The organism is Haloterrigena salifodinae (assembly GCF_003977755.1).
In the GTDB taxonomy this organism is placed as follows: Archaea; Halobacteriota; Halobacteria; order Halobacteriales; family Natrialbaceae; genus Haloterrigena; species Haloterrigena salifodinae.
This window is the reverse complement of the sequence record NZ_RQWN01000003.1, coordinates 629,977-648,012: the sequence shown is the minus strand read 5'-3', so window position 1 is coordinate 648,012 and position 18,036 is coordinate 629,977. Positions and strand designations below refer to the sequence as shown.

The following is an 18,036-nucleotide window of genomic DNA, read 5'->3' as shown; positions in this document are numbered from 1 at the left end:
GTGACAGTCGATCGGCCGCTCGAACCGGAATCGCGACCGGTTAGTCGGCCGGTTCGATATCGGGATCGGCGTCGGAGTCGCCGGACGGCTCCGCGAACGTCACTTCGCCGTCGGACTCGTCCGAGCCGCCGTTCGACCCGGTATCGTCGATGAAGTTCGCCATCGCATCGGAGCCCCGGAGAAGCAACAGTCCGAAGCCGATCCGGGTGGCGACGTCGAGATAGGCGCCCGCGAAGATGCCGCCGAAGGCGTCGAGCAGGCCGATCCCCTGTCGGGAGACGACGCCGATAACCAGGTACGCGACCCAGAGCAGGATGAGCAAGTTTCTGAGCTTGCCGTAGAGCAACACCCGCTCACCGGAGGTCTCGCCGGAGCGTTTCGTCACCGGCCAGATCATCACGTAGAGGAGCGCTCCGAGGACGACGGCCGTACCCAGGTTCGCGGCGAGCACTGCCGTCCCAGTGAGGAAGTATCGGCCGAGGCTGAGGCCGATCCAACCGACCGTCAGGGCGACGAGCGTGGCCAACTGGCGTCGGGTCGCGTCCGCAACCTTCCCCGCGACCGCGATCATGATCGTCGTCGCGACGAAGTAGTCGATGTAGCGGCTCATCGGAAGCGGCTGGCCGCTCGCCGTCGTCACCCGGAGCAGTTCGATCGACATCCCGAAGTACGCGAGCGAGAGCGTCCCGCAGACGATCGGCGCCGGCAGGAAGTACCGGCGCGTCCCGGCCGGTTTCTTCGCGACCCAGCCAAGAAACGCCAGCGTCGCGACGGCCGTCACGTAGGAGCTGAACCGGTACATCTCGAGCTCGCCAATCATCGGCTCTCACCTCCGTGTTCGGCGGCCGGCAGCTGTGAGTCGGATTCCGCCTCCGAGACGGCGAACTCGTCGACGGTGTCGGCCAGCTCCGTCGCCCGCTGGTCGAGCCGCGTCGCCTCGGCGGAGACGTCGGTGATCGTCGCCGTCGTCTCCTCGGAGGCCGCCGCGACCTGCTGTGCCTGCGAGGTCGTTTCGTTGGCCACGCTGGCGACGTCCTGAACGATCGTCGCGAGCTCCTCGGCGGATTCGGACTGCTCGTTCGTCGCCTGATCGATCTGCGTGACGCCGCTCGCGACCTGCTCGATCTCCCGGGCGATCCGGTCCAAGTTGTCCGCGAGGGAGTCGACGCGATCGGTGGCCGACCCGATCGTCTCCTCGGTCTCCTCGATCTGTGCCGCACTCTCGGTCGCGCGCCGTTGTATCGATTCGATCATGGCTTCGACGTCGTCGACTGCCGTCTGTGTCTGCTCGGCCAGTTCCTTGACCTCGTCGGCAACGGCCTGGAAGCCGCCGTCCTCGCTCGAGGCGCTCTGGGACCGGGCCGACTCGATCGCCGCGTTCAGCGCCAGCATGTTCGTCTGGCCGGCGATCTCGTCGATCAGCTCGACGATCTCCTGAATCCGTTCGGCCTCCTGCTCGAGTTCGTGGATCGTCTCGGCGACAGTCTCCGTCTGGTCGCTGGCGACGTGCATCTCCGCCGTCGTCTCCTCGGCCGCCTCCTGTCCGGCGGTCGCGAGCTCGTCGACCTGCGTCGACTGGTCGGCGATCGTACTCGTCGCGGCGGCGACCTCCTCGACGGTCGCCGACATCTCCTTGACTTCCGTCGTCGCCATCTCCAGATCCTCGGCCTGCGTCGAGGAGCCGTCGGAGATCTCCTGAACCGAGGCGCTGACCTCCTCGCTGGCCCGGCTGATCTCCTCGGAACTGGACTGGACCTCCGTACTCGTCCGCGCGACGTCCCGCGAGATCCGCTTGACCTGAGACACCGTCGTCTCGAGGTCGGCGATCATCTCGTTGAACGACTCGGCGATCTCGACCATCGCCTCGTGGTCGGTCTCGGCCTCAAGGCGCCGCTGCAGATCGCCGTCGGCGCAGTCGGCCATCACCTCGCCGAAGCGCTCGGCCTCCGCCTCGAGTTCGCGGTTGCGCTGTTCGGTGCGGCGCTGGGCCTCCTGTGCGCGTTCGCGTTCGTTCTCGAGATCGGCCAGCGTGGTGCTGAGGTCGTCGCGCATCGATCCGAAGGAGTCGTAGAGGATGCCGACCTCGTCGATCCGATCGGTCTCGAGGTCGACGTCGAGGTCGCCGTCGCCCATCCGTTCGGCCTTCTGGGCGAGCCGGCGAAGTTGCAGGGAGAGGTTGCCGCCGAGGACGATGGCGACGAAGCCGAGGTTGATGACGAAAATGAACGCCAGCGTCGCGATGGCGGCCGTCGCGGTGTTCTGGGCCGCGAAGACGTCGTCCGCGACGCCGTAGGTCGTAACCGCCATCGTCGACTCGCCGACGTCGATCGTCGCCGTCGTCGCAGCGAGTTCCCGATCGGTTCCCTCGGGAGTCGCCGTCACGACGCCCGACGCCTCGGTCCCGACGGCCTCGAGGACGGCCGCGTCGTCGACCTCGACGTCCCCGCTCAGTTCGCCGACGCCGACGACCTGTTCGCCGTCGGCGTCGGTGACGACCGTCCGGTAGTCGTCGCCGCTCTCGAGCGTCGACGCGAAGGCGGCGACCGGCGCCGAGAGGGCGACGTAGCGATCCTCGCCCGGGACGCTCGCGACGAACGAGAGCACCTCGTCGTCGCTCGAGAGCGCCTGGTGGGCCGCGGTCGGCCCGTTAGTCTCGCCGTCGACGCCCGCAGCGTCGAAGAAGTTCTCGGTCGTCGCCGCGTCGTCACTGCTCGCGAGCACCTCGCCATCGGCGGCGAGGTAGTGAATTTCCGCGACGCGATCGCCGCGGGCGGCCTGCGCGTCGGCAAGTCGGTCGCCGATCGCCTCGGTATCGCCGTCGCGGACGGTCGCGTCCGCCGCTATACCGTTCGTCGTCTCCGCGTTCGTTTCGAGCCACGTCTCCGCGACGTCGCTTCGATCGTCGGTTCGGTCGCTGAAGTGCTGTTCCGCTTCCGGCCCGACCGCTCCGGAGACGTGGGCGAAAAAGAGCCCCGAGACGAGCAGCGTCACGAGCGCGATCGTGACGAAAATCAAACCGATCTTTACACTGTACGTTTCTCTGAGCCGATCGGGGAGTGAGTCCTCGAATGCCATAGTATACCGTGGACGTGTCGGGCAGCGTGGCGCTGCGACGTGTCTCCGTAATACTGGTAATTCACACTAATTGAATGTATCGACACAATTGAACACTCCGAGCTGGTTTGTACACATCGTTATATCTCTCGGAGTTACCCCGAACCCGCGAGCGCGAGCGGACGGTTCGATCGAGAAGTGGTCGCTGATAGCCGTAGGCAGCCTTCGGGGAGAAAAGCCGGTCCGTATGCTCGAGCGATCGCGCCGTATTTCGGCCCGGTTATACCAGTACGGAGAGATAACAGCGAACGGAATCGGTCGGCGACATCGACCGCGACCGATGAGTCGGGACGACGCTCGATTGATGGGGTCCCCTCGATAGCGTCGCGTACGGGCGGCGAGTCTCGAGGACAGAATGTCCGAGCGAAAAGTGGTAATCGATTGCCGATGGCGTCCGACGGCGTCGGACGGCGTCGATCAGTCGTCGATTTCGATCGCCGGGCGGCCGGGTTCGGCGTTCGCGAGCACGTCCTCGTCGGCCTCGTCGGCGCCAACGACGGTTACCGGCGCCTCGAACTCGCGTTCGATCAGCCAGGCGGCGGACTCGAGGGCCGCGTACTCCGCCTCGGGCGAGAGGGTCATCGACAGCGCCTCGCGTTCGGCCTGCAGGTCCTGGCCGTAGTCGGCCGCGGCGTCGCCCTGTTCGCGGATGTGGCTCTCCTGCATGAGTTCGCCGATCAGGTTGTCAGCGTCGCTCTCGATCGCGATCTCGAGGGCGTCGTACTTCCAGTCGGGCGCGACGACGACGTCGATCGCGTTCGGGTCCTCGATGCCGGCGACCTCGACGATGTCGCGGATGTCCTCGCGGGTGTTCTCGACCAGTCGGCGGCGCTTCATGACGTGGTCGCGGTCGACCTCGGCGGTCGGCCACGCGGCGTCGGCGACGAGGCCGTCGTTGCCCAGTTCGTTCCACAGCTCCTCCGCGAGGTGGGGTGCGACCGGCGCGAGCAGGCGGACGACCGCCGACAGCCCGCGCTCGTAGATCTCGGCGTGGGGCTCCGCGTAGTCACTGTATTGGCGCAGCGTTCGGACCAGATCCTGCGTCTCGCGCAGCGCCTTGTTGAACGTCAGGTCGTCGTACTCGTCGGTCGCCAGCGCGATCGTGGCCTCGATCTCGCTGTCGACGTAACTCGCGACGGCGTTATCGTCGCCCGCGGGCTCGTCGGAAACGTAGTCCGCCACCATCCCCTTCAGCCGCGCGAGGAACGCGTTGGTCGATCGGACGCCCTCTTCGCTCCAGTCGAAGTCGCGCTCGGGCTGGGCGGCCTGCATCATGAACAGCCGTGCCGTGTCCGCGCCGTACTCCTCGACGATCCGCTGGGGCGAGACGACGTTGCCCTTGGACTTGGACATCTTCTCGCCCTCGAGTTGCACCATTCCCTGGGCGAGCAGGTTCGTGAAGGGCTCGCGGTGCTCGAGCCCCTCGTGGTCGGCCAGCACCTTGGTGAAGAACCGCGAGTACAGCAGGTGCATCACGGCGTGTTCGATGCCGCCGACGTACTGGTCGACGGGCATCCAGTCGTTGGCCCGCTCGAGGTCGAACGGGGCGTCCTCGAGGCCCGGCGAGACGTACCGCAGGAAGTACCACGAGGAGTCGACGAAGGTGTCCATCGTGTCGGTCTCCCGTTCGGCCGGGCCGCCACACTCGGGACAGGTCGTCTGCTTCCACTCCTCGGCGGCGTCTAACGGATTCCCGGTCGTGTTGATGAACTCCGGCAGTTCGACCGGCAGCTCCTCCTCGGGAACCGTGACCGGACCGCACTCCTCGCAGTGGATCACCGGAATTGGCGTTCCCCAGTAGCGCTGGCGGGAGATCCCCCAGTCACGCAGCTGGTACTGGGTGGCCTCCTCGGCGCCCTCGGTATCCTCGGTCAGGCGCTCTCGAGCCGTCTCGCTGTCCAGCCCCGAGTAGTCGCCGGAGTTGATCAGCACGCCGTCCTCGGTGTAAGCCGCCTCCCCGACGTCGGGCGCTTCGGGCTCCCCGCCCTCTTCGGGTTCGGGAGCGATGACGGGGACGATGTCTAGTCCCTTCTTCTCGGCGAAGACGTGGTCGCGCTCGTCGTGGCCCGGAACGGCCATCAGCGCGCCCGTCCCGACGTCCGAGAGGACGAAGTCCGCGACGTAGACCGGAATCTCCTCGCCGGTGACGGGATTCGTGGCCGTGAGGCCGGTCGCGATGCCGTTCGGCTCGTCGCCGTCGGGGTCGGCCTCCTCCTCGATGAACCGACGGATGTCCTCATCCTCCTCGGCGAGCGCCTCGCTGATCTGGTGGTCGGGCGCCAGCGCGAAGAACGTCGCGCCGTGGATGGTGTCGATGCGGGTCGTGAAGGCCGTGACGGGGCCGTGTCCTTCAATGTCGAAGTCGACTTCCGACCCGTACTGGCGGCCGATCCAGTTGCGCTGCATCTGCCGGACCGAGTTGGGCCACCCCTCGAGGTCGTCGATCGATTCCAGCAGTTCGTCCGCGTACTCGGTGATCTTCAGGAACCACTGCTCGAGTTCGCGCTGTTCGACCGGCGTATCGCAGCGCCAGCAGAGTTCGGCCTCGCCCTCGACCTGCTCGTCGGCCAGAACGGTCTCGCAGTGGGGACACCAGTTGACCTCGGCGTCGCGGCGCTCGACTAAGCCCTCCTCGAGGAACCGCCCGAAGAGCCACTGGTTCCACTGGTAGTACTCCGGCGTGCAGGTGGCGATCTCCCGCTCCCAGTCGTAGCCAAAGCCCATCGACTCCATCTGCTCGGTCATCGTCTCGATGCAGTCGAATGTCCAGTCCCGCGGGTTGGTATCGCGCTCTTTGGCCGCGTTCTCCGCGGGGAGGCCGAAGGCGTCCCACCCCATCGGGTGGAGGACGTCGTCGCCCTGCATCCGTCGGAACCGGGCGTACGCGTCCGTAATCGTGTAGTTTCGGACGTGGCCCATGTGGAGTTTGCCCGACGGGTACGGATACATGCCCAGCACGTACGTCGGATCCTCGACGTCGTCGGGCGTCCGATAGGCGTCTTCCTCGTCCCACGCCTCCTGCCAGCGCCGTTCGACCGTTGCGTGGTCGTATCCCGCGTCGCTCATTTGCTTATATAGCTATAGGTGGGGACGCCGCCCTATACCTTTCCATACACTAGCCCGCGCCCGGCGACCGCCCGCGCGACCGACGTGACCGATTCCGCGGCGGTCGCTGAGTTGGCTGTCCGCCTCGAGCGTGCGGACTCGAGACACAGTGCGGGGCAGGGCGTCAACGTCTCCTCAGGTAGCGCGTGGTATCGACGGTGGGAGACGCCGAGACCGCCCCTAGAGAACGGCGAGTATCGCGACGAACACACCGAGCCCGAAGAACACGCCGCTGACCGCCTTTCGCATGCGGACCTCCGAGCGCAGTTGGTCCTCCTGGCTCTGGAGATCGCCGGCTGCAATCGACAGCGGCGTCTCGTCCGACCCGCGGAGCACGTACCCGTCCGCCGTCTCGGTCAGGTCGCCGCGGACGATCAGTTCGTCGCCATCACGGACGACCGTGGCCTGATACTTGTCGGGCATGGTGGTCTTCCCGCCGGCGCTGATCGAGACCTCTACATCACCGATGATACCGCCCTCGTCCGCGAACCCGCGGCGCTCGAGGAACTTGTTGACCGGATCGAGCTCGCCGAGATAGACGTCCGTTTCCGGCTCGTCGAGAAACAACTGCGACGAGTCGAACGGATCGTCCACCTCGGCCGCGAGCGCCTCGGCGTCGACGCGAACGCGGTCCCAGCCGTGGTCGACGGTGAACTCCCCGACCGCGAGCTCACTCTCGACGGTCTCCCATCCGTTGGTGCTCTCTCCTCCCTCCTTTCGGCGGTGCCGCCACGCCCAGAGGGCGGCCGAGTCGGTCCCGTTCGACTCGGGACCGGTTCGTTCCGGCGACGCCGGTTCGACGACGGAGACCGGGCCGCTGATCGTCGCCTCGCCGCCCGGTTCGAGACGACCCTCGTCCGTCGATTCGAGTTCGTCGATCGTCGTCTGCCGACCGCTCAGTTCGCGAGCGCTGGAGAGCGCCATCCACCCGAACAGCATGAACCCTGCTGCGACAGCGAGGACGAATAGCCGGACCATACAGCGGGATTTGTAAGCCAGGTATAATAATCGTCTGAAAAATCGCGATGGGGCCCTAGATGGACGGTCGGCGATAGTCGCTGTCTCTCGTCGCACTCGCGGATCACGCTTGGTCGGCGAGTCTCGGTCGAGATTCGCCGGCCGTCGGCGAGCGGCCACGCTACGGCGGGGCTCGAGCCTCGCCGATTACTCGATATCGATCCGCTTCGAGTCGTCGGTTTCCGAGACCTTCGGGAGCCGGACGGTCAACACGCCGTCCTCGAAGCCGGCCGAGACGGACTCCTCCTCGACCGGTTCGGGAAGGCGGATCCGGCGGTTGGCCGACGTGCGCGTCCGTTCGCGACGGAGGTAGCGGCCCTCGGCGTACTCCGACTCGTCCTCGCGGTTGGCCTCGAGTCGCAGGGTCCCCTCCGAGAGGGTCAGTTCGATGTCGTCGGTTTCGTAGCCGGGAAGATCGGCCGTGACGAGGTACTCCTCGCCGGCGTCGACGACGTCGACCGGGACCGAGCCCGGGACCTGCAGCCCGCCGGCGCCCATACCCTCCTCGACCTGCCGGCTGACGCGGTCGAGCAACTCTTCGATATCGTCGAACGGGTTTCGTCGCATACGCACAGCTAGGGGCTCGAGTGAGATAAATTCTGCCCGCGATTCGAGGTCAAAAGATCCTACTCGGGTAACGTCACTAGCCCGTCGTCGAGCGCGTCGAACAACACTTCGCGCGCGTGTCCGTCAGGATCGACGTTCTCGTAGACCGCCTTCACCTCGCCGTCGGCGAGGAAAAAGGTCGTCCGCGCGGTGACACCGCTGTCCCGCCGGTCGACGTCGAACGCCTCGGCGACCTCGCCGTCGGGGTCGGCCAGCAGGTCGAACTCGAGGCCCTCCGACTCGCAGAACGAGGCGTGGGAGTCGACGTCGTCGACCGAGACGCCGTAGACGTCCACGCCGGCCTCTCGGTAACTCTCGCGTTCGCGCTGGAACTGGTTCGCTTCGACTGTACAGCCGGGCGTGTCGTCCTTGGGATAGAAGTACAGCACCGTCGGCTCCTCGAATTCGAGGGAAACCGCCTTGCCGTCCTGAGTCGGTGCGGTCACGGTCGGGGCGTCGTCGCCGTCGTCGAGCGTCATGTGCGGGGCTACCGCGGGGACGCGGAAAACCGTTTGCGGTGCCGGACCTGTCGTCGCGCGATCCGCAGTCGGCGGCCGCGTCGCGTTCAGGTGAAAGCCCCGCGCTGAATAGCCAGCCGGCTGTCTCTCTTCGTGCTATGTCAGTCGGCGAACTCGGTCCGAAGAACGTCGTAACGGCCGGTCCAGACACCGAACTCGAAACGGTCGCACAGCGGCTCGCGTCGAACAACGTCGGCGCCGCGGTCGTCACCGAGGGCGAGGAGCCGGTCGGGATCGTCACCGACCGCGACATCGCCCTCGAGGTGGCCCAAAGCGACGACGTCGCCGGGACGCCGGCGGAAGACGTGATGACGGCGGGGCTGACGACGCTGCGGGCGGACGCGGACGCGATCGAGATCTCGCGGGCGATCAAGGAGGAGAACGCGCGCCGCTTCCCGGTCGTCGACGAGAACGGCGAACTGACGGGCATCGTCACACTCGACGACCTCGTCGCGACCATCGGCGAGCAACTGGATAACGTCGCCGACACGATCGAGGCCCAGTCGCCGGCGTATAGTCCGTAATCACCGTCCGGCGTCGGTCACCTCGAGCGGCTCGTCGACGCTCACGCGGTCGTGGACGGTGATGATCCGTTCCCCGCGTTCGGTGAGCGTCACGACCTTCTGGTCTCGGTCGTAGCTGACCGCCTCGCGATCGGCCAACCGCGGGACGTGCGAGTGGTGCAAGGAGAGATAGATCTGCTCGATCTCCCTGTCTGAGACGTCGGGGGCTGGCTTTTCGTTGCACGCTCGCGCCACGTCCGCCGCCGCGTCGGCCAGCGAGACGGGCGCGTCGTGTCGGTCGAGACACTCGAGCAACGCGCGGCGATAGACGTGGCTCAACAGGCGGAACGCGACGTCTTGCGAGATAGTCTCATTTGTCATTGAGGAGACTAGCCGATCTGGCCGGAAGAGCGACGAACCTGCCGAGCGCAACACTTTAAAAGGTGTCACGCAGCTACGACGACTCGGACTCCCGCTCCGCCGGCAGCGTCGCGAAGACGAGGTTTTCGGTCCCCCGCCGGAGGAGTTCCGAGATCGCCTGGTGGGTGATGCCGAGATCGTCCGCGAGTTCGGCCGTCGTCGTCTCCCGCGGGACGCGGTAGTAGCCGCGCTCCGCGGCGGCCACGAGCGCGTCCCGTTGGGCCGCAGTGAGGTCCTGCAACTCGTGGTCCGAGCGGGTCATTTCGGTCAGGCTCAGGAGCCGAAAGGAGTAGTCCCGGTCCGCGAACTGATCCCGGAACGCGTCGAACTGCTCGCGGTCGGCAAAGCGGAAGTCGACCCGCCACTCGCCCCCCGAGAGTCGGGCCTCGAGCAGCGACCCCTCCTTGTCAATATACGAATCGATCCGCCGGATTACGTCCTCGGTCCACTCGACGTGATAGAACGCCGCCTCGTCGAACCGCACGCTCGCGACGACCTCGTCGATCGACGGATCCGACTCCAACGCGTTCTCGACGGCGTCAAACTCCTCGTTGGCGATCCAGAGACACGGCATAACCCACTCCGTGCTGTGCGCGGCGATCCGCTCGGCCTCGACCTCGATCCCAGGAACGGCGCTCGACGCGTGATCGAGCGCCAGCGCTTCCGCCGGAATGGCGATGGATGCGCGTAACATACGGAACGGAGGGGTTCCAGCGAGAAAAAGCCGCGAGGGGGTCGACTCGAGCGGGCGAACCGGCGGCGGCGCGCGATGGACGTATTCAGCAACACCTAACCGCGTTCTCTCGAGTGGACACGCCGTGAACTACACCGTCCTCCGGGTTTGGGGAATCCCGATCCGCGTGAACGTCTCGCTGCTCGTCTTCGTTCCGGTGCTCGTCTGGCTCATCGGCAGCGGCGAACAACTCGCTGCGTACGAGGTCGTCATCAACGCCGCGACGCCGGCGACGGTCGACGCGGCGAGCCTCTCCGCCGCCGACCGCTGGCTCGTCGCCACCCTCGCGGCCGTCGGACTGTTCGCGAGCGTCACTGTCCACGAACTAGGCCACGCGTGGGTCGCGATGCGCTACGATATCGAAGTCGAGTCGATCACGCTCTGGATCCTCGGCGGGCTGGCGAGCCTCGCCGAGATGCCGCGAGAGTGGAACCGCGAGTTCTGGATCGCCGTCGCCGGTCCCGTCGCGAGCCTCCTCGTCGGGGCCGCCTGCATCGGCGCGCTCTTCGTCGTCCCCGAGTCGGCGACGGTCCTCGTCTTCGCGATCGGGCTGCTCGGCGTCATGAACGTCTCACTGGTGGCGTTCAACATGCTCCCCGCGTTTCCGATGGACGGCGGGCGGGTGTTGCGAGCCGTGCTCGCGCGCAATCGGTCGTACGTCAGCGCCACCCGGACGGCCGCTCGCGCCGGAACGCTGTTCGCGATCCTGTTCATCTTCCTGGGCGTCGTCGTGACCTTCAGCCCGGTCCTCGTGCTGGTCGCGCTCTTCATCTACATTGGTGCAACTAGCGAGTCCCGCGCGGTCGTTCTCGGCGACCTCCTCTCGGGACTAACCGTGACGGACCTCCGCTCGCCCCGGGAGCCGGTCCCGGTCGGCGCGACCGTCGAAACCGTGTTCGCCCGCTTGCTCGCCGCTCGGCGAACGGATCTCCCCGTCGCCGACGAGAGCGGCGCGATCGTCGGCGCGATCACCGCAGCCGCGCTGCGCGACATCGGGCCGGCGGAGTACGAGACGACGACCGTCGGCGACGTCGCGACGACGGACCTCCCGCGCATCGACGCCGAGACGAGCGCGTTCGACGCGCTCCAGACGTTACAGCGAAGCCGGGCCGACGTCGGGTTCGTCGTGCGCGACGGCGAGCCTATCGGACTGGTCTCGCAGGCCGACTTCGCCGCGGCGCTCGAGCTCCGGCGCGAGACGACGGCGTTCTAACGATTCTACGGTATCCGGTAGCGAACGCCGGTAATAAAACGGAGTCTCGACGGCGGGTGACTACTCGACGACGTGTTCGGTGTCGTACGAGCCCAGTCGACGGACCCAGCCGTTGTCGGCCAGTTCCTCGAGTTCCTCGATCGCCTCCTTCGTCCGGGCCTCGTAGAGGCCGGCCTCGAAGTCGACGTGGAACACGTAGTCGCCGAGTCGCTGTCCGCTGGGGCGGGACTCGACCCGCGTGAGGTTAATGTCCCGGTCGGCGAAGGGCTCGAGGAGTTCGAGCAGAAGCCCGGGGTAGTTCGCGTTGGGGTAGACGACGAGCGAACTCTTGCCGCCGCCCTTCGAGCGCTCCTCGGCGGGCGCCAGCGCGAAGAAACGAGTCGCGTTCGAGTCCTGGTCCTGAATGTCCTCGGCGAGCACCTCGAGGGTCGGTTCGTCGTCGGCGTTGGCCGGATGTCCGATCCCCGCGACGGAGGGATCCTCGCGGGCGAACTCGACGCCCTGGGCGGTACTGGCGACCGCCTCGAGGGTGGCGTCGGGATACTCGCGCTCGAGGTAGGTGCGACACTGCGCCAGCGCCTGGGAGTGGCTGGCGATGGTGTCGAACTCCGGCCCCTGAGCGAGCAGCGCGTGGCGGATCGGGGTGACGATCTCGCGGACGACGGCGACGTCGTACTCCGCGAGCGCGTCCAAGCTCTCCGTGACCGAGCCCTCGATGCTGTTCTCGATCGGGATCACGCCGCGATCGTACTCGACGCCGGCGACGGCGTCGACGATGGACGTCACCGACTGTCGGAAGTCGATCTCGTCGCCGTCCGCGACCGCCGTCGCCGCCCGGTGCGAGTAGGTTCCTTCGGGACCCAGCGTAACTGCGACCATCGGCTGGTGATAGCGCCGACGGGATCAAAAGGTCTCGGGTCCGTCTCGAGCGCTGTCGGTCGGTTCCCCCTGGTACGGTCAGCGATCGCACCGCACCGGATCGCACTCAGGCCGTCGCCGTGACGATGTCACCTTCGTACTCGGCGATCGCGTCCAGGACGGCCTCGCGGTCGTCGGGGCCGACGTCGAACTCCCGGAGCGTCGCGTCGAGGTGCTCGACGATGACGTAGAAGTCGGGTCTCGTGATCCCGAGGTCGTCGTGTGCGGCCTCCATGTTCTCGCCCGAGTAGTCGACGGGGCCGCCCGCGACCGCGCTGATGAACTGGGTCTGGTGGGCCCGCTGTTTCTGCATGTCGACGTCCTCGAAGTAGTGGGCAACCTGTTCGTCCTCCACTACGCGTTCGTAGAACTGGTCGACGACCGCACCGATCGCGTCCTGTCCGCCGAGTCGTTCGTACAGAGTTTCGCTCATCCGACCGATCCTACGAATGACGGAGAGTTAAATGGTCTCTCGAATATGTTCGCGCGAAAATTCATGTTTCCTGGTCACAAATACCACACAACTTCTCGCGCGGACGACGGTCACCGATCGTCGCCCGACAAGCGTGCGCTTTTCATACCCCAGGCGCTGACTGTTCTCCCATGAGAACGCGCGGGACGCTGCGACTGGCGACTCGGGGATCCACACTCGCCCGGCGACAAGCCTCACTGGTCAAGGAGGCCTTAGAGGACCGTCGCTACGAGGTGGAACTGGTCACCGTCGAGACGACGGGCGACCAGATCAGGGACGAACTGATTCATCGACTGGGGAAGACGGGCGCGTTCGTCCGCGAACTCGATGAGCGCGTCCTCGAGGGCGACCTCGACGGCGCCATCCACTCGATGAAGGACATGCCGACCGAACAGCCACAGGAACTCGTCACGGCGGCGGTGCCCGAGCGCGGGCCGCCGGGGGACGTCCTCATCACGCCCGACGGCTCGACCCTCGAGGAGCTTCCGGACGGGGCGACCGTCGGCACCTCGAGCCTGCGCCGGCGGGCCCAGCTCCTCTCGGAGCGCCCGGACCTCGAGGTCGAGCCCCTGCGCGGGAACGTGGACACGCGCCTCGAGAAGCTGCTGGCGCCGTCGCTGCAGGAAGAACACCAGGAGCGGACGGAGGCCGACAAGGAGCGCAAGGGGAACACCGGCGACGACGACTACGAACCGGAATACGACCGCACCGTCGACGAGTGGTTCGACGACCTCTCGGAACTCGAGCGACAGGCGATGGAGCGCGAGGTCGAAACCGAGTACGACGCGATCGTCCTCGCGCAGTCGGGGCTCGAGCGCAGCGGCCTCGATCACTACGTCGACTATCGGGAACTCCCGACGGGGACGTTCGTTCCCGCGCCGGGACAGGGGGCGCTCGCGGTGACCGCGCGCGACGGCGAGACGGCCCGCGACATCCAGTCGGCGATCGACTTCCCGCGGAGCCGCGTCGAGACGACCGTCGAGCGGACGATCCTCGCCGAACTCGGCGGCGGCTGTATCGCGCCCGTCGGCATCTACGCGGTCGTCCAGGGCGAGTACGTCCATGCGACGGTCAGCGTCTTCGACCGCGACGGCGAGGTGTCGGTCGAGGGGAGCCGCGACCTGCCGGTCGAGACCCACGCCGAGGCAGCCCGCGAGTTCGCCCGAGATCTCGCGGACCGCGGCGCGGCCGACCTGATCGAGGCCGCCCGCGAGGACGTCGAGAGCGACGAAGGCGACGTTTCCGCGGAAGATAAGCCGGAGGGGAAGTGAGGGAACGTACGGAGATGTCAACGGACTCCACCAGCGCCGACCCGGGAACGGTCTACCTCGTCGGGAGCGGCCCCGGCGATCCCGATCTGCTGACCGTCAAGGCCAAGCGACTGCTCGAGGAGAGCGACGTCGTCCTCCACGACAAACTGCCGGGTCCGGAGATCATCGATCTCCTGCCCGAGGACCGCCGCGAGGACGTCGGGAAGCGCGCGAACGGCGACCGCACGCCCCAGTCGGAGATCAACGAGCGACTGGTCGAACTCGCCCGCGAGGACAAAGCCGTCGTCCGCCTGAAGGGCGGCGACTCCTTCGTCTTCGGCCGCGGCGGCGAGGAAGCCGAGTACCTCGCGACCCACGACGTTCCCTTCGAGGTCGTCCCTGCGGTCACCTCGGCTATCGCCGCGCCCGCGGTCGCCGGCATCCCGGTCACCCACCGCGACCACGCCTCCTCGGTGTCGTTCGTCACGGGCCACGAGGACCCGACCAAGGCAGAGTCGGCGGTCGACTGGGAGGCCCTCGCGGCGACCGGCGGCACCATCGTCGTCCTGATGGGCGTCGGCCGTCTGCCTGACTACACGAAGGCGCTGCTCGAGTCCGGGATGGCCTCCGAGACGCCCGTCGCGCTCGTCGAACGAGGCACCTGGCCCGACCAGCAGGTCGCGACGGGGACCCTCGAGACCATCGTCGACGCCCGAGACGAGGTCGGGATCGAACCCCCCGCGGTGACGGTGATCGGCGACGTCGCCGGCATCCGGGCGTCGGTTGTCGACTTCCTGCAGAACGACGACGGCGCCATCGGTGCCGACGAGGAGGGGAGGTACAACCGATGAGCGACACTCCCAACGCGCCGACCGTCGCCGTCTTCCGCCCCGACGACGAGCGCCTCGAGTTGGCCGTGGCCCTGCTCTCCGAACTCGGCACCGAGCCGGTTCCGGACCCGATGCTGGCCGTCGAGGCGACCGGCACGGTCCCGCGGACCGACGCCGACTACGTCGTCTTCACGAGCAAGACCGGCGCGGAACTCGTCTCTGAAGCGGGCTGGGAGCCCGGCGACCAGACCGTCTGTGCCATTGGCCCCGCGACGGCCGACGCGCTCCGCGCGGAGGGGTACGCAGTCGATCTCGTCCCCGAAGAGTTCACCTCGAGCGGCCTCGTCGCCGCCCTGGAAGATCGCGTCGCGGGCGCCCGCGTCGAGGTTGCCCGCAGCGACCACGGCAGCGCGGTCCTGCTCGACGGCTTCGAGGACGCGGGCGCGTACGTCCACGAGACGATCCTCTACCGACTGGTCCGTCCCAACGGCAGCGGCGAGTCGGCCGCGTTAGCCGCCGAAGGCGACCTCAACGCCGCCTGCTTCACCTCGTCACTGACCGTCGACCACTTCCTCGAGGCCGCGGCCGACCGAGGGGTTCGGGACGCGGCGCTCGAAGGGCTCGCCGACGCCACCGTCGGCGTCATCGGCGAGCCGACGGCCGAGACCGCCGCCGAGCGGGGAATCGACGTCGACGTCGTGCCCGAGGAAGCCACGTTCGACGCGCTCGCGCGGGAGACGGTCGCGGCCGTCCGACCCGGTCGCGAGTAACGGCTCGCGACTCGACGCCGTCGGGCAGATTGCGACTGCAGAAAAGCCGTGCAGGACCGTCACAACCCGCGTTAGCAAGGATAATCCCTACTCCTGATGGTCCCCATGTTTCGACTACTGTGTCAGTACAATCGTCCCTCGGAAAGCGACTCGACCCGCCGGGTTCGATCGGCGTTCGCCTCACGTTTCTCGTATTCTGGGGGATCGATGCGGTCGCCGCGACCCTGTTCTTTCTCGTCCCCTACGCGAGCGAGCTCAATCCCGTCACCGTCTTCTTCTATCAGCTGTTCGGACTCCCCGGAGTCCTGCTCGCCGCGGCGTGCTACGCCGCGGTCGTGATACTGATCGGCCACGTCCTCTCGGATCCGATGGATATCCGGTTCGTCGCCATCGTCGTCGGCCTGTACGTCCTGTTCGCGGCGAACAACGTGCTCCTGCTCATGTACCGCGAACCGCTGCCGGAGCTACTCGGGCTGTGGTGAGACGCCAACGGTGACGCCGGCCGCCGACCGATGACCGGAGGTTTATCTCGAATGCCGACCCATCATCGACCGATGTACCGATGACCGGTCCGGTTCCCGAACTCGCCGATCGCGCCGCCGCCTGTGCCGACCGACTCCTCGAGGCCGATCGCGTCCTGCTGGCCTCCCACATCGACGCCGACGGACTCACCAGCGCCGCGATCGCCGCACAGGCCTTAGAGCGCGCGGCGATCCCCTTCGAGACGGTTTTCGAGAAACAACTCGACGAGGACGCCATCGCCGACATCGCGGCGACCGACTACGACGTCGTCCTCTTCACCGACTTCGGGAGCGGCCAGCTGGATATCATCGGCGAGCACGAGGACGCGGGCGCCTTCATGCCCGTCATCGCCGACCACCACCAGCCCGCCGACCGCGACACCGAGTTCCACTTGAACCCCCTGCTGTTCGGGATCGACGGCGCCTCCGAACTCTCCGGCGCCGGCGCGAGTTACGTTCTCTCGCGGGCGCTCGCGGACGCTTCGGAAGGGAACGAACCGTCCGTGGCGGCCGACGGTGGTGAGGCGAACGGCGGGAGCCGATCCTCGTCGGAGCTATGCTCCGACGGCGGCGACGCTGCCGCGGCCGCGAAGCCGGCCACCGCCCCCCGCGCCGACAACCGGGATCTGGCCGCCCTCGCGGTCGTCGGCGCCGTCGGCGACATGCAGGCCTCCGGCGGGGAGCTCCACGGTGCCAACGAGGCGATCGTCGAAGACGGCGTCGAGGCCGGCGTCCTCGAGACCGGCAAGGATCTGGCGCTCTACGGGAAACAGACCCGTCCGCTGCCGAAACTGCTCGAGTACGCCACCGACGTCCACATCCCCGGCATCTCGAACGACGAGAACGGCGCGCTCCGGTTTCTGGACGGTCTCGACCTCGAGTTGAAACGCGACGGCGAATGGCGCCGCTGGTCGGGACTGACTAACGATGAGAAGCAGACCGTCGCCAGCGCGCTCGTCAAGCGAGCCGTCTCGACGGGCGTCCCCGCGTCGAAGATCGACCAGCTCGTGAGTACGGCGTACGTCCTCCCCGAGGAACCGGTCGGCACCGAACTCCGGGACGCGAGCGAGTTCTCGACGCTGCTGAACGCGACCGCCCGCTACGAGCGCGCTGACGTCGGCCTCGGGGTCTGTCTCGGGGATCGAACGGGCGCCTTGGAACGCGCCCGGAAACTGCTGCGAAACCACCGGCGCAACCTCTCGGAGGGGATCGACCTCGTCACGCGCGAGGGCGTCACCCACGAGGAGCACCTCCAGTGGTTCCACGCGGGCGACGAGATTCGCGAGACCATTGTCGGCATCGTCGCCGGCATGGCGATGGGCAACGAGGGGATCAGCCGCTCGAAGCCGATCCTCGCGTTCGCGGAAAAGAGCGCGGAGGGTAACGCCGCCGAGGAGGAGGCAGGGGTCAAGGTCTCCTCGCGGGGCACCCACAACCTCGTCCGACAGGGACTGGACCTCTCGGTCGTCATGGGCGAAGCTTCGCGGGCCGTCGGCGGCGACGGCGGCGGGCACGACGTCGCCGCGGGAGCGACGGTACCCGAAGGAACAGAGGACGCGTTCATCGAGCGTGCTGACGAAATCGTCGGCGAGCAACTCTCCTGACGGACGTCGAGTACCGGCCGACTCGAGTCACACGGTACGATCAGGTGAACGGTCCATCGAGGCCGGCACTGTCGGTACCAGCGGCGCCCGCGAGGTCAGCAGGTACGATACCTTTCGAGCCGCGCCCTTGCCGTACTGGACCGAGCTCTTGTGAATCGGTGTTCGCTTGCCGCGGATCTGAGTCCGGCCCTTGAGGATGGCCGCGACGAGTTCGTCGCCGTCGATGTCGGCCCTGGTGGCGGCGTCGGCATCGGGCGAGACGAGAATCTCGATGTAAGCCTTGCCGACGTTGGGCAGGTAGTGGGCGTCGCTGGCGCCGATCTGGGGATAGCCGTGGCGACGGGCGAACGTCCGCGCCCGGCGGTTGCGGTAGCCGGTAAGTCCGTATTCAATATAGCATTATCAGATTTACCGTGGCGAGAGCCGTCCCGTGACGGGCCGA

17 protein-coding genes and 1 pseudogene are annotated in these 18,036 nt (G+C 67.2%); 7 read left to right on the top strand and 11 right to left on the bottom strand.

What is annotated here, in order from left to right:
• Positions 1-40 precede the first annotated feature (40 nt).
• From EH209_RS17700 to EH209_RS17675, 6 genes are all read right to left on the bottom strand, one after another.
• Entirely contained in the window at positions 41-820 is a 780-nt protein-coding gene (locus EH209_RS17700) for a bacteriorhodopsin (RefSeq protein ID WP_126664163.1), read from the bottom strand.
• Complete coding sequence (locus tag EH209_RS17695) at positions 817-3,015, bottom strand: methyl-accepting chemotaxis protein (RefSeq protein WP_249038829.1); 2,199 nt, start codon at positions 3,013-3,015, stop codon at positions 817-819. The genes EH209_RS17700 and EH209_RS17695 overlap by 4 nt, the downstream gene beginning before the upstream one ends.
• Positions 3,016-3,531: 516 nt before the next feature.
• Positions 3,532-6,180 (bottom strand): leucine--tRNA ligase, encoded by a 2,649-nt coding sequence (gene leuS / locus EH209_RS17690; protein ID WP_126664161.1) that lies wholly within the window; start codon positions 6,178-6,180, stop codon positions 3,532-3,534.
• Between the two features lie 219 nt (positions 6,181-6,399).
• Complete coding sequence (locus EH209_RS17685; protein WP_126664160.1) at positions 6,400-7,197, bottom strand: hypothetical protein; 798 nt, start codon at positions 7,195-7,197, stop codon at positions 6,400-6,402.
• A gap of 186 nt (positions 7,198-7,383) precedes the next feature.
• The gene (locus tag EH209_RS17680; protein WP_126664159.1) at positions 7,384-7,803 is read right to left on the bottom strand and encodes an Hsp20/alpha crystallin family protein; all 420 of its coding nucleotides are present in this window, start codon (positions 7,801-7,803) and stop codon (positions 7,384-7,386) included.
• Between the two features lie 59 nt (positions 7,804-7,862).
• Complete coding sequence (locus EH209_RS17675) at positions 7,863-8,321, bottom strand: peroxiredoxin (protein WP_126664158.1); 459 nt, start codon at positions 8,319-8,321, stop codon at positions 7,863-7,865.
• A gap of 137 nt (positions 8,322-8,458) precedes the next feature.
• Between EH209_RS17675 and EH209_RS17670 the strand changes: the two genes are divergently transcribed.
• Positions 8,459-8,884, top strand: coding sequence for a CBS domain-containing protein (locus tag EH209_RS17670; protein ID WP_126664157.1), 426 nt, complete (start codon positions 8,459-8,461; stop codon positions 8,882-8,884).
• Here the strand turns inward: EH209_RS17670 and EH209_RS17665 are convergent, their stop codons facing one another.
• Together EH209_RS17665 and EH209_RS17660 are read right to left on the bottom strand one after the other, a co-directional pair.
• Positions 8,885-9,244: a DUF7344 domain-containing protein gene (locus EH209_RS17665; protein WP_126664156.1), complete on the bottom strand. Its 360-nt coding sequence runs from the start codon at positions 9,242-9,244 to the stop codon at positions 8,885-8,887.
• A 73-nt stretch (positions 9,245-9,317) separates the two neighbouring features.
• Positions 9,318-9,977, bottom strand: a complete 660-nt coding sequence (locus tag EH209_RS17660) for a helix-turn-helix domain-containing protein (RefSeq protein WP_126664155.1) — start codon at positions 9,975-9,977, stop codon at positions 9,318-9,320.
• Between the two features lie 124 nt (positions 9,978-10,101).
• Between EH209_RS17660 and EH209_RS17655 the strand changes: the two genes are divergently transcribed.
• A complete protein-coding gene (locus tag EH209_RS17655) occupies positions 10,102-11,229 on the top strand; it encodes a site-2 protease family protein (RefSeq protein ID WP_126664154.1) in 1,128 nt (375 codons plus the stop codon).
• A gap of 60 nt (positions 11,230-11,289) precedes the next feature.
• Here the strand turns inward: EH209_RS17655 and pheA are convergent, their stop codons facing one another.
• Complete coding sequence (gene pheA / locus EH209_RS17650; RefSeq protein WP_126664153.1) at positions 11,290-12,108, bottom strand: prephenate dehydratase; 819 nt, start codon at positions 12,106-12,108, stop codon at positions 11,290-11,292.
• Positions 12,109-12,214: 106 nt separating this feature from the next.
• Complete coding sequence (locus EH209_RS17645; protein WP_126664152.1) at positions 12,215-12,580, bottom strand: group I truncated hemoglobin; 366 nt, start codon at positions 12,578-12,580, stop codon at positions 12,215-12,217.
• A gap of 170 nt (positions 12,581-12,750) precedes the next feature.
• On the opposite strand from EH209_RS17645, the gene hemC reads away from it, so the two are divergent.
• From hemC to EH209_RS17620, 5 genes are all read left to right on the top strand, one after another.
• Complete coding sequence (gene hemC, locus EH209_RS17640) at positions 12,751-13,890, top strand: hydroxymethylbilane synthase (protein ID WP_126664151.1); 1,140 nt, start codon at positions 12,751-12,753, stop codon at positions 13,888-13,890.
• Between the two features lie 14 nt (positions 13,891-13,904).
• Complete coding sequence (cobA, locus tag EH209_RS17635; protein WP_126664150.1) at positions 13,905-14,720, top strand: uroporphyrinogen-III C-methyltransferase; 816 nt, start codon at positions 13,905-13,907, stop codon at positions 14,718-14,720.
• Complete coding sequence (locus EH209_RS17630; protein ID WP_126664149.1) at positions 14,717-15,469, top strand: uroporphyrinogen-III synthase; 753 nt, start codon at positions 14,717-14,719, stop codon at positions 15,467-15,469. Before cobA ends, EH209_RS17630 begins: the two co-directional genes overlap by 4 nt.
• Before the next feature lie 119 nt (positions 15,470-15,588).
• Positions 15,589-15,951 carry a hypothetical protein gene (locus EH209_RS17625; RefSeq protein ID WP_012944787.1) on the top strand — a complete coding sequence of 121 codons (363 nt, stop codon included), beginning with the start codon at positions 15,589-15,591 and terminating at the stop codon, positions 15,949-15,951.
• 80 nt (positions 15,952-16,031) lie between these two features.
• Positions 16,032-17,594: a DHH family phosphoesterase gene (locus EH209_RS17620; protein ID WP_126664148.1), complete on the top strand. Its 1,563-nt coding sequence runs from the start codon at positions 16,032-16,034 to the stop codon at positions 17,592-17,594.
• Positions 17,595-17,621: 27 nt separating this feature from the next.
• Here EH209_RS17620 and EH209_RS17615 read toward each other — a convergent pair.
• Positions 17,622-17,972, bottom strand: a pseudogene (locus EH209_RS17615) (PHP-associated domain-containing protein); the annotation flags it as partial.
• Positions 17,973-18,036: the final 64 nt, after the last annotated feature.